The sequence below is a fragment of the Lutimonas saemankumensis genome (genome assembly GCF_020171465.1).
Classification (GTDB): Bacteria; Bacteroidota; Bacteroidia; order Flavobacteriales; family Flavobacteriaceae; genus Lutimonas; species Lutimonas saemankumensis.
Window position 1 is genome coordinate 1165389 of the sequence record NZ_JAIUZR010000003.1, and the last position, 12402, is coordinate 1177790.

The window sequence follows — 12402 nt, forward strand, 5'->3', positions numbered from 1 at the left end:
CGAAAGATAATATCTGTCAAATGATCTACTTTTTTAATCAAAAACAAACAGTTTTTGCCGTTTCTTCCCAAGAAGAAATCAGTAAAGAAAATCTTGAAAAATTAATTTGGTTGTTTGGTAATGCCAAGGAACTAAAATCGGAGACGCTTAAAGGAAATTTTGTCGGGCCAAGAAAGGAAATGATCAGCCCGTGGAGCACCAATGCCGTTGAAATCACCCAAAACATGGGTATAACAGGAATAAGTCGCATTGAAGAATTTTTCAGCTCTTCAAGCGATAATCCTGATTTTGACCCGATGATCCAACATCATTACAAGGAATTAGATCAGGATATTTTTACGGTGAATATTGAACCTGAACCTGTATTCGAAATAGAGGATATCGCAGCTTATAACCAAAAAGAGGGACTGGCTTTAAGCGATGAAGAAATTGACTACTTAAAGGATTTATCCAACAAACTTGGCAGAAAGCTTACAGATTCGGAAATTTTTGGATTTTCTCAGGTTAATTCAGAACACTGCAGGCATAAAATTTTCAACGGGACCTTTGTTATTGATGGAGAAGAGAAACCGGTGTCCTTGTTTAAAATGATCAAAAGAACTTCAGCTGAAAATCCAAATACCATTGTATCCGCCTATAAGGACAATGTGGCATTTATTGAGGGGCCTGTTATTGAACAGTTTGCACCAAAATCAGCGGACAAACCCGATTATTATGAGATAAAAAAAGTAAGATCAGTTATATCTCTGAAGGCTGAAACTCATAATTTTCCGACTACTGTGGAACCTTTCAACGGAGCTGCCACCGGGTCAGGTGGAGAAATAAGGGACAGGCTCGCAGGAGGTAAAGGGTCGTTGCCATTGGCCGGAACCGCAGTTTATATGACGCCTTATTCAAGACTTACCGAAAATCGTTCCTGGGAGAACATGCAAGAGAGAAAATGGTTGTATCAAACTCCTATTGACTTACTCATAAAAGCTTCTAACGGGGCTTCAGATTTTGGAAACAAATTTGGTCAGCCATTGATTTCAGGTTCACTATATACTTTTGAGCATGAAGAGCACAATCGTAAACTTGGATTTGACAAAGTAATCATGCTTGCCGGAGGTATTGGATATGGAAAAGAATCAGATAGTTTAAAAGAAAAACCTGTCAAAGGAGACAGTATCATTCTGCTTGGCGGGGACAACTATCGCATTGGAATGGGTGGTGCCGCAGTATCCTCGGCTGATACCGGAGAATTTGACACCGCCATTACGCTCAATGCGGTTCAAAGATCGAATCCCGAAATGCAAAAGAGAGTAGCCAACACAATACGTGGAATGGTTGAAGGAGAAGAGAACAAGATCATTTCTATCCATGATCACGGTGCGGGAGGACATCTTAACTGCCTTTCGGAACTTGTTGAAGAAACCGGAGGACTTATCGATCTTGACGCCTTACCTGTAGGAGATAAAACCTTGTCATCCAAAGAAATAATCGGAAATGAATCTCAGGAAAGGATGGGCTTGGTTATTCACGAAAAGGACCACGACCTATTGCATAGAATTGCTGACAGGGAAAGATCTCCGATCTATGATGTTGGTGAAGTTACCGATGACTTTCGATTTACTTTTTCTTCGGAAAAAACAGGTGAAAAACCAATGGATTTTGATCTGGCGGATATGTTTGGAAGCTCACCTCATACCATCATGAAGGACAGAACGGTTGAAAGAAAGTTTGGCCCGGTTGAATATCATTCCTCGGATATTTATGAGGACACAAAAAAATTACTCCAGCTCGAGGCAGTGGCATGTAAAGACTGGCTGACAAATAAAGTAGATCGATGTGTTGGTGGAAAGGTGGCAAAACAACAATGTGCCGGTTCCCTTCAGCTTCCATTAAATGATGTGGGTGTCATGGCGCTGGACTACAAAGGAATAAGCGGAATAGCAACCTCAATCGGGCATGCTGTTGCAAGTGCCCTGATCGATGAAAAAGCAGGTTCTAAAAATGCAATCGCAGAATCCCTAACCAATATTGTCTGGGCGCCCTTAAAAGGAGGGTTAAAATCTGTTTCTCTTTCGGCCAACTGGATGTGGCCTTGCAGAAACGAAGGTGAAGATGCGAGACTTTACAATGCGGTTCAGGCCGTCTCTGAATTCTCTATTGCTTTGGGGATTAACGTCCCTACCGGTAAAGATTCCCTTTCTATGAAGCAAAAATACCCCAATGAAGAAGTAATCGCTCCGGGAACGGTGATCATTTCTGCAGCAGGTGAAGTAAACGACATCCGAAAGGTTGTAGAACCGGTTTTACAGATCTCTGAGAACAACAAGATCATATACATTGATTTTTCAAAAGATGAATTTCATCTGGGAGGATCAAGTTTCGCCCAGATCAGAAACAGCGTAGGGGCTTCAACCCCGGATATTAAAGATCCGCTTTACTTTGGAAACTGTTTCAATTCGGTTCAGGAATTGATCAATAATGACCTTGTGCTTGCCGGTCATGATATTTCATCGGGTGGATTAATAACTACGCTGCTTGAAATGTGCTTTGCAGAAAATGAACTTGGAGCGCAGATCGATTTGAGTTCTGTGGAAGAAAGGGATCCCATGAAGGTATTATTTTCGGAAAATAGCGGAGTCGTTCTGCAAATAAATGATCTGGAAAAAGTTTCGGAATTACTTAACAGAAATAAGGTTAATTTCCATGTGATCGGAAACGCAATAAGATCCGGTAATCTTGAAATCTCAAACTTTGACCTTAGTTTTAATATAGAACAATACAGAGACTATTGGTACACAACGTCGTTTTTGCTGGACAAAGAACAAACTGCCAACGGACTGGCCGAAGAAAGGTTTGAGAATTATAAAAAACAGCCTTTAAGATATACGTTTCCCGAGGCTTTTTCAGGAAACTTACCGGTCATCCAAGAAACTGTGCAAAGACCTAAAGCGGCTATAATCAGGGAAAAAGGGTCAAACAGTGAAAGGGAAATGGCCAATGCCATGTACCTTGCAGGCTTTGACGTTAAGGACGTGCACATGACGGACCTGATTAGTGGTCGTGAAACCCTCGAAGATATTCAGTTTATAGGTGCGGTTGGAGGATTTTCAAATTCCGATGTACTGGGTTCAGCCAAAGGTTGGGCAGGAGCATTTCTTTACAACGAAAGAGCGAATAAAACGCTCAAAAAATTCTTTGAAAGAAAAGACACTTTGTCTGTAGGTATCTGTAACGGTTGTCAATTGTTTGTTGAGTTGGAAATGATCAATCCAGACCATAAAGAAAAACCTAAAATGCTTCATAATAACTCTTTTAAGCACGAAAGTTCATTTACTTCGGTTAAAATTCAACCCAACAATTCCGTTATGCTATCCGGACTGGAAGGATTGACCTTAGGGGTATGGATTTCTCACGGTGAAGGAAAATTTAGTTTTCCATATGAAGAATCGAGATATAATATTGTGGCAAAATACGGTTATGAGGGTTATCCGGCCAATCCGAACGGATCTGATTTTAACACGGCCATGATGGCCAGTGACGACGGAAGACATCTGGTTATGATGCCTCATATTGAAAGGTCGATTTTTCAATGGAACTGGGCCAACTACCCGTCAGGCAGGAAAGATGAGGTAAGCCCATGGCTGGAAGCCTTTGTCAATGCCAGAAAATGGATTGAAAATCATCAGGACTAACCAGACCATTAAAACTGAATTCCTAGGATCGGCTAGGTTTTCTGTTTCTTTTTCTTGGCTGCTGGAAATAATACATTGTTAAGTATTAGTCTGTATCCGGGAGAATTTGGGTGCAGATCAAGCTCGGTTTTCGGATCCCCCACCCTGTGCTGGTAATCTTCCGGGTCATGTCCGCCGAAAAAGGTAAACATTCCTTTGCCCTTGACACCATGAATGTATCTGGCTTCACCATTGACATTATTTTGCCCCATGATCAAAACAGTTGGTTTTATCAAGTTACTGTCAAAGGCTGTGGTTTGCCCCATAAATCCCTTTACGAGTAAGGTGTGATTCTGGCAAAGCATACTTGGAACCATGTCCCATTTTGCTGAGTACTCTTTTAATTCGAAATAATCTTCTGTCCTAAGGACCTTTCTTTTTCGCGTGGTGTCAATATTTGAAAATTCGTAAACAACCGGATTCCTCTCCAATTGATAGTCGGTAAAGGCAAAAGTGTTTCCAAAATCGAGCTTATTCTGATATCCACGTTCAGAAGGATCACCGTCAAACATAACTTCACAAATATCAATACCCTCCGCTGAAAGCGCAATATCAAAACTATCCGTTGCTGAGCACATAGCGAACATAAACCCACCTCCAAAAACGTAATCTCTTATTTTCAGCGCTACATCCAGTTTTTGCTGTGAAACTTTATCATAGCCCATTTCCCGGGCTCTTTTTTCAGAATTCACCTTGTTCTCAATGTACCAGGGCGCCGTTCGAAAGGCACCGTAAAATTTACCATACTGGCCGGTAAAATCTTCATGATGTAAATGCAGCCATTCATAAAGTAATAGTTTGTCCTCAAGGACCTCCTGATCGTAAACTACCTCATAGGGAATTTCCGCATACTGCAGAACCATGGTAACAGCATCGTCCCACGGCTGCTTATCTTTAGGAGAATAAACTGCAATTTTGGGAGCTTTTTCCAATACAACAGCCTCCATATTCATAGAAGGACTAGAGATCATTTCAATTATTTTGATCGATTCCGCATCAGAAATTATTTCAAATGAAACTCCCCTTATGGTGCATTCACGCCTGAACTCGTCATGATCTTCAAGCAAAAAGGAACCTCCTCTGTAATTCAGGAGCCATTGTACTTTTCTTCCCTGAAGCAACGATTTGAATGTTATTCCGTAAGCCTTTAAATGATTTGACTGACTGGAATCATCCATAGGAATTAATAGAAAAGATGCGAAAAGATTTGTGGGAGAAAAAAGAACCAATACGAATAACAAGACAGCAGTAATTGTACAAATCCTTTTATTCTGCATAATGGAATTAATTAAAGATTTTAGAATGGAACATCATCGTCATCATTTTCCATTTGGCCAAAAGCGTCACTGGTACTGCTAAAATTACTTGGCGAAATAGAACCGGTATTCATTGAAGACTGGAATTCAGTTTCAAAACCTTCATCGAGATTGGCAAACTTAGCCAGTCGTCCAATAAATTTCATCCTGATATTATCCAGGCCTCCATTTCTGTGTTTGGCAACTATAAATTCTGCCTGTCCCTCGCAAGGAGTTCTTTCATCATCATCCCATTCTGTTAAACCGTAATACTCTGGCCGGTAAATAAAAGATACAATATCAGCGTCCTGCTCAATCGCACCTGACTCCCTGAGATCTGAAAGCAGAGGCCTTTTACTTCCTCCACGGGTCTCAACGGCCCTTGATAACTGTGACAAAGCAATTACAGGTACATTAAGTTCTTTCGCCAGGGCTTTAAGGTTTCTGGAAATGGTTGATATTTCCTGCTCTCTGTTACCTGATCCTTTTTGTGCCGAACCAGCGGTCATTAACTGAAGATAATCAATAATAATTATTTTCACATCATGTTGTGACACGAGTCTTCTTGCCTTTGCTCTAAGATCAAAAACAGATAAAGAAGGCGTATCATCAATAAATATAGGGGCATCTGACAGTTTCTTAACTTTGACGTTCAACGCCTCCCACTCATATGTCTCCAGACTACCTTTTCTTAGCTTTTCAGAAGATATTCCCGTTTCACTTGAAATCATCCTGGTGATAAGCTGAACTGATGACATCTCAAGTGAAAAAATAGCTACAGCAATATCAAAATCAATAGCCATGTTCTTGGCCATAGACATTACGAATGCCGTTTTACCCATACCTGGCCTTGCTGCTAAAATGACCAAATCTGAAGGTTGCCATCCAGAGGTCAGTTGATCCAGTTTACTGAATCCCGTAGCCACCCCGCTCATTCCTTCCTGATTGGAAATTTCTTCAATCTTCTTTAAAGCCTGAGTAACCAGATTATGAGCCGCCTCTGAACTCTTCTTTAAATTACCTTGTGTAATATCAAATAATTTTGCCTCTGCCTCGTCTAGAAGGTCAAAGACATCGATGGTTTCATCATAGGAACTGGTGATAATCTCACTCGATATTGTTATCAGCTTTCTCTGAATAAATTTTTGAAGAATAATCCTGGCATGAAACTCAATATGTGCGGCTGAGGATACTTTCTGACTGAGATTGATCAGATAGAAATCTCCACCAATCGCATCGAGTTTCTCGTCTTTCTTTAGCTGATTGGAAACCGTCAGCAAATCTATGGGTTCTGAATTTTCAAACAGCTTAAAAATAGCTTCGTAAATAAATTGATGAGCCGGTTTATAGAAAGCTTCAGCATGGAGAATATCAATAACATCGTCAACTCCCTTTTTATCGATCATCATAGCACCTAAAACAGCTTCTTCGAGGTCCAGTGCCTGAGGCGGGATTTTTCCCTGTTCAAGATTTATGATTGTCCCTTTTCCTTTTTTATTATATGATAATGACCTAGCTGAATCCATGTGGCAAATGTAACTGAATAGAAAGGTATAAAACGATTAATTACACAAATTAAAATTAACAATTGATGTTAACTATTGATAAAAGATGTTAATAAAGCATAAAAGTATTCGCTTAATTCTCTCCTTTACAAATAAGATAGAATGAACCTTCCTGATTTTAAAAATTCGCAATAAATTAATTTGCAATTCCTTAGCAATTTCAGAACCTCGATTCTAAATAAAAACAACGAAAAACCGAATTGTAATTGTTGTTAATAATTTGTTTTTTTGTTCTACGAAATATAATGCAATGTATAAAGAAAAAAGAAATATTCTACTAAGCATTTTCCTTTTTTTACAGATTTTCCTCGTAGCCTTTTTATCTGGATATCCTTCATTTATAGAAAAGTATTATGTCCATGGAATCTATCCTGTAATTTCAAAAATATTGCGTGTGCTGTTTGGTTGGATTCCTTTATCAATAGGAGATATCCTCTATGGAATTTTGATTTTTCTTCTTTTTCGTTTCATCTGGAATATGATACGAAACCCTAAAAAAAACAGAAAACAACAGCTTTTTCAATTTCTGGCGGCCATATCAATATTCTATTTTTTCTTTTATCTCTTCTGGGGTTTAAACTATTCACGCAAACCATTGACCGATTCACTAAAACTGGAAAAAGAAGAATTCAATATTGAGCAGCTTCAAGTAATCACTGAAAAAATTATTTTTAAAACAAAAGAGCTTCAGTCAGTACTTTCTGAACACGACAGCCTCCCGGTCATCGTACCTTATTCAAAGGAAAAAATTATTGATTTGACAGCCAGGGGATATACAGCCCTTGGAAACAGTTTCCCTGAGTTCAATTATCATACAGTATCTTTGAAAAAATCCCTTTTCAGTTTACCGCTAACCTATATGGGATTTGCTGGATACCTGAATCCACTGACGGGAGAAGCTCATGTAGATTACTTGATACCTAAAATTAATTTACCTTTTACCTGCTCTCACGAGGTTGCTCACCAACTGGGTATTGCATCCGAAAACGAAGCTAATTTTGTCGGCTTTTTAGCCAGCAGCAACCATAGTGACCCTTACTTTCGGTATGCGGGTTACCTTCTTGTTCTTCGCTATGCCTTAATGGATATCAGAAGGTATGACAAAAAACTGTTTAAAGACTATCTCGACCAGCTTCCGAAAGGGATCCTCAAGAACATAAGAGAATCTGATGAATTCTGGAAAAAATACGAAAACCCCTTTGAGCCTCTCTTCAAAATTTTTTATGATCATTATTTAAAGTATAACCAACAGCCTGACGGACTCCAGACCTATAATCAGATTATGGGACTTCTTATTTCCTATGATAAAAAAAATCCATTATGATTAATTTGATATTTTTGATACTCCAATTCAAGACAAATGATTAAAGAGATTTCGAGTCCCAATAACGTTCTTATCAAGGATATTGTTCAGCTACTTGAGAAATCTCGTGTAAGGAGAAAGAAAGAGTTGTTCGTCATAGAAGGACTCAGAGAGCTCCTGCTGGCGATTCAGGGAGGATACGAAATAGAAAAAGTTTTGTATTGTGAAGAAATATTTTCTTCAAATGACCTTGATCAAATCCTGGGCCTAAAAAAGAAATTAAATTTTGAACTCATCAAGATATCCTTAAGAATCTATCAGAAATTAGCTCATAGAAAAAAAACTGAAGGTATACTTGCAATAGGAAAAATTAAATCACTGAATTTAAGCAATATAAGCTTAAAAAAAGATCCTCTTATACTGGTTGCCGAGGCCTCTGAAAAACCCGGAAATATTGGTGCTTTGCTCAGGACGGCAGATGCTGCAAATCTGGATGCCGTAATCATAGCCAACCCCAAAACCGATGTCTATAATCCTAATATTATTCGATCCAGTGTTGGATGTTTGTTTACAAATCAGATCGCTACGGGAAGTACAGAAGAAATTCTGAAATTTCTGAAACAGAACAGGGTTAATATATATGCCGCTGCATTAAATGAAGAAAGCATCATTTACACCAGGCCGGACTTTAGGGAGTCCTCAGCGATAGTAGTTGGGACAGAAGACAAAGGCCTTAGTGAAAAATGGCTTAAAGAATCGCTGGAAAAGATCATTATTCCGATGGAAGGCAAAATTGATTCACTAAATGTTTCTGTTTCGGCTGCAATTCTTATTTTTGAGGCCAAAAGACAGCGAGCGCAATCTTTCTAGACATTTTTATATATTCATCCAAGACTAAAGCTTTCAGACAGAATGGACCCAAAGCTCTTATTTTACATCATTATTGCGATTTTGATCGTTAGCTTCATCGTGGACAAGATCATTGACTATTTGAATGCTAAGCATTTTGATGATGAGATTCCCAAAGAACTAAGGGATGTCTTTAACCAGGAAGAGTATTATAAATCTCAGGCATATAAAAAAGAAAACTATCGCTTCTCTTTGATAACCAGCAGTTTCAGCATATTGCTGACACTTGCTTTTTTCTTGTTCAAAGGGTTTGCCTGGGTTGATAAATTTGCCAGAAATCACGGTGAAAACGAGATTATAGTGGCACTTATATTTTTTGGAATTATCATGATTGGAAGTGACATTCTTAACACACCGTTTTCTTTCTACCAGACTTTCATCATAGAGGAAAAATACGGATTCAATAAAAGTTCAAAAAGGCTTTTTCTTGTGGATAAGCTGAAAGGATGGCTTTTAAGTGCGATCATAGGAGGTGGCGTTCTGGCACTGATTATATGGTTCTATGAAAAAACCGATGAAATGTTTTGGATTTACACATGGATCCTGATAGGCCTCTTTACTATTTTTATGACCATGTTCTACTCTTCCCTTATCGTTCCCCTTTTCAATAAACAAACTCCCCTGGAAAATGGCAACCTTAAGGAAGCGATTCAAGATTTTTCAAAGAAAGTAGGGTTTAAACTTGATAATATTTTTGTTATTGACGGGTCAAAACGATCTACAAAGGCAAATGCGTATTTTTCAGGATTTGGAGCAAAAAAGAGAATCGTTCTTTACGACACGCTCATCAATGATCTGAATAACGAGGAAATAGTAGCGGTTCTGGCGCATGAAATTGGACATTACAAAAAGAATCATGTATTATTCAATATGTTCATGTCTCTGCTACTGACAGGGATTACACTTTATATTTTTTCATTGTTCATAGGCAACAGTATTCTATCCGAAGCCTTGTCAGTTGAAGTCCCAAGCTTCCACATAGGATTGATCACCTTCGGGATCCTTTACAGCCCGATCTCCGAATTAACAGGAATCCTTATGAATTTTATTTCAAGAAAATTCGAATACCAGGCTGATAATTATGCCAAGCACTTTTATAATGGTAAGGATCTGATCAGTTCCTTAAAAAAGTTGTCTAAAAACAATCTAAGCAACTTAACGCCTCATAAAGCCAATGTATTTTTACATTATTCTCACCCAACACTTTTACAACGTGTAAAAAACCTTAGTTAAAAAGTAGCTTTCTTTTTTCTCTTCTGTTTGCTTTAGATGCTAAAACTTGGTATTTTAGAAGCTTGATAGTTATATAGATCAATGGCGTATACTGCGAGCATAGAAAGCGAGAAGAAAGAGATAGCGATCCGGTATAAGGATATGCTTAAAGACTCCTATCAAACTTTATCCAATCAGGATAAACTCCTGATTCGTAAAGCTTTTGACATCTCTGCAGATGCTCATAAAGATCAAAGACGAAAAACGGGAGAACCCTATATTTTCCATCCCATTGCTGTTGCCAAAATTGTGGCCAATGAAATTGGCCTTGGGGCTTATTCAATTGCTGCAGCCCTGCTGCACGATGTTGTGGAAGATACGGATTATACTTTTTCTGATATCGAACAGTTGTTTGGAGAGACGATTACTAAAATTGTTAACGGGCTCACAAAAATCTCAAAATTACAAAAGGATCAGAACGTTTCTATCCAGGCAGAAAATTTCAGGAAAATGTTGCTCACGCTGAATGACGATGTCAGGGTGATTCTGATCAAAATTGCCGACCGGCTTCACAATATGCAGACCCTGGACTCCATGCGGGAAGACAAACAGGTAAAAATCGCTTCTGAAACCTTATTTATTTATGCACCTCTGGCCCATAGACTCGGACTGTACAATATTAAAACACAACTTGAAGACCTGGGGCTTAAGTATACTGAAAGTGAGGTTTATAATGATATCAAGAATAAAATTTTTGAAAGTGAGGAAGAACAGCAGAAGTATATCGACAGCTTTACAAAAACCATAAAAAAATCCCTTGATCAGGAGGGGTTCACTTACACGATCAAAGGCAGGACAAAATCTATATATTCCATTAGAAGAAAGATGCTTAAACAAGCTGTTTCTTTTGATGAAGTATACGATAAGTTTGCGATTCGAATCGTTTATGACTCAACCATGAAGGATGAAAAATTCGACGCCTGGAAAATTTATTCCATAGTAACGGATCACTTTAGCCCTAATCCGAACAGGTTGAGAGACTGGATTACCCAGCCCAAAACCACAGGATACGAATCATTGCATACCACCGTAATGGGCCCTCAGGGAAAATGGGTTGAAGTCCAGATCAGATCGTCCAGAATGGATGAAATTGCAGAAAAAGGTTACGCAGCACATTTTAAATACAAACACGGATCTCAGAAAGAAAGCGGATTGGAGGAATGGCTCAACAAATTGAGAGAATCGCTTGAAAACCCTGATGTAAATGCCGTTGATTTTGTCGAGCAGTTCAAACTTAACCTTTATGCAAAAGAGATTTATGTGTTTACACCTGACGGAGATATTAAATCCTTGCCAAAAGGTGCGACAGCTTTGGATTTCGCCTTCGCCATTCACTCTGAAATCGGAATGCGTTGCAGGGCGGCAAAAGTAAATGGGCGCCTTACACAGATCAGCAAAGAACTTCACAGTGGAGATCAGGTTGAGATCATTACTGCCAAAAACCAAAAACCGAAACTGGCATGGCTCGATATAGTGAAAACAGCAAGGGCTAAGTCCAAAATTAAAAGTATACTAAAAGAAGAGCATAAAATAATTGCCAAAGAAGGAAAAGAGGTCCTTGATCGCAAGCTTCGCCATCTGAAAATAAAACTGAATGAAAAAACCATCAATGAGCTTGTCAACTTTTTTAAATTAAAAACGAGTTTTGATCTTTTCTACAAGATTGGTAACGGATCAATAGACAATCAGCAGCTGAAAAAATATGCCAGCCAAAGATCCAATGTCCTGATGCACTTTTTAAAGAGCCGTATGAATCGACCTACGGCCCTAAAAGACGGAGCATTAAAAGAAGAAGTTACTGCAAATTATGATATGCTTGTCTTTGGAAGAGACGAAGAAAAACTTAAATACAGTCTTTCTAAATGCTGTAATCCAATACCAGGAGATCCTGTTTTTGGGTTTATAACCATAAAAGACGGCATCAAGGTTCATAAACGAAATTGCCCGAATGCGGTAAGTATGCAATCTCAATATGCCTACAGGGTGATCTCTGCAAAATGGATAGACTCTTCTCAACAAGGGTTCAAAGTAACTCTGGAATTGACAGGGGTGGACAATATGGGATTAGTAAATGAGGTTACAAGAGTGATTTCGGGGAATCTAAGTGTGAATATTCACAGTCTGAATATTTCAGGTGATGAAGGCTTCTTTCACGGGACGATCACGGTACATGTCAAAAACAATAAACAAGTTAATAATTTGATCAAGAAACTTCTTGAAATTGAAGGACTCGAAAAAGTGACCAGAAATTCATCGTAAGGGCTTGATTTTTTAGAAATAATTCACATTATTGTGGGGATAAAATGTAACTTTGCATTGCAAGAACCAGGATTTTA

General features: G+C 38.6%; 7 protein-coding genes. 5 read left to right on the forward strand and 2 right to left on the reverse strand.

Features of this window, described 5'->3' with window-relative positions; translation table 11 throughout:
* The first annotated feature begins 20 nt into the window (after positions 1-20).
* Positions 21-3683 carry a phosphoribosylformylglycinamidine synthase gene (gene purL, locus LCM02_RS06705; protein ID WP_224927551.1) on the forward strand — a complete coding sequence of 1221 codons (3663 nt, stop codon included), beginning with the start codon at positions 21-23 and terminating at the stop codon, positions 3681-3683.
* 32 nt (positions 3684-3715) lie between these two features.
* On the opposite strand, the gene LCM02_RS06710 is transcribed toward purL, so the two are convergent.
* Positions 3716-4999: an asparagine synthetase B gene (locus tag LCM02_RS06710; protein ID WP_224927552.1), complete on the reverse strand. Its 1284-nt coding sequence runs from the start codon at positions 4997-4999 to the stop codon at positions 3716-3718.
* Between the two features lie 20 nt (positions 5000-5019).
* Entirely contained in the window at positions 5020-6543 is a 1524-nt protein-coding gene (gene dnaB / locus LCM02_RS06715; protein ID WP_224927553.1) for a replicative DNA helicase, read from the reverse strand.
* A 289-nt stretch (positions 6544-6832) separates the two neighbouring features.
* Here dnaB and LCM02_RS06720 point away from each other — a divergent pair, with 289 nt between their 5' ends.
* From LCM02_RS06720 to LCM02_RS06735, 4 genes are all read left to right on the forward strand, one after another.
* The gene (locus LCM02_RS06720; RefSeq protein WP_224927554.1) at positions 6833-7906 is read left to right on the forward strand and encodes a DUF3810 domain-containing protein; all 1074 of its coding nucleotides are present in this window, start codon (positions 6833-6835) and stop codon (positions 7904-7906) included.
* 36 nt (positions 7907-7942) lie between these two features.
* A complete protein-coding gene (locus LCM02_RS06725) occupies positions 7943-8755 on the forward strand; it encodes a TrmH family RNA methyltransferase (RefSeq protein WP_224927555.1) in 813 nt (270 codons plus the stop codon).
* Positions 8756-8797: 42 nt separating this feature from the next.
* Positions 8798-10027: a M48 family metallopeptidase gene (locus LCM02_RS06730; RefSeq protein WP_224927556.1), complete on the forward strand. Its 1230-nt coding sequence runs from the start codon at positions 8798-8800 to the stop codon at positions 10025-10027.
* Positions 10028-10108: 81 nt separating this feature from the next.
* Positions 10109-12325, forward strand: a complete 2217-nt coding sequence (locus tag LCM02_RS06735) for a RelA/SpoT family protein (protein ID WP_224927557.1) — start codon at positions 10109-10111, stop codon at positions 12323-12325.
* Positions 12326-12402 lie beyond the last annotated feature (77 nt).

Coding starts and splice junctions, on each gene's coding strand:
- LCM02_RS06730 (WP_224927556.1), top strand. CDS start 8,798: ATGGACCCAAAGCTCTTATTTTACATCATTATTGCGATTTTGATCGTT.
- dnaB (WP_224927553.1), bottom strand. CDS start 6,543: ATGGATTCAGCTAGGTCATTATCATATAATAAAAAAGGAAAAGGGACA.
- LCM02_RS06720 (WP_224927554.1), top strand. CDS start 6,833: ATGTATAAAGAAAAAAGAAATATTCTACTAAGCATTTTCCTTTTTTTA.
- LCM02_RS06725 (WP_224927555.1), top strand. CDS start 7,943: ATGATTAAAGAGATTTCGAGTCCCAATAACGTTCTTATCAAGGATATT.
- LCM02_RS06710 (WP_224927552.1), bottom strand. CDS start 4,999: ATGCAGAATAAAAGGATTTGTACAATTACTGCTGTCTTGTTATTCGTA.
- purL (WP_224927551.1), top strand. CDS start 21: ATGATCTACTTTTTTAATCAAAAACAAACAGTTTTTGCCGTTTCTTCC.
- LCM02_RS06735 (WP_224927557.1), top strand. CDS start 10,109: ATGGCGTATACTGCGAGCATAGAAAGCGAGAAGAAAGAGATAGCGATC.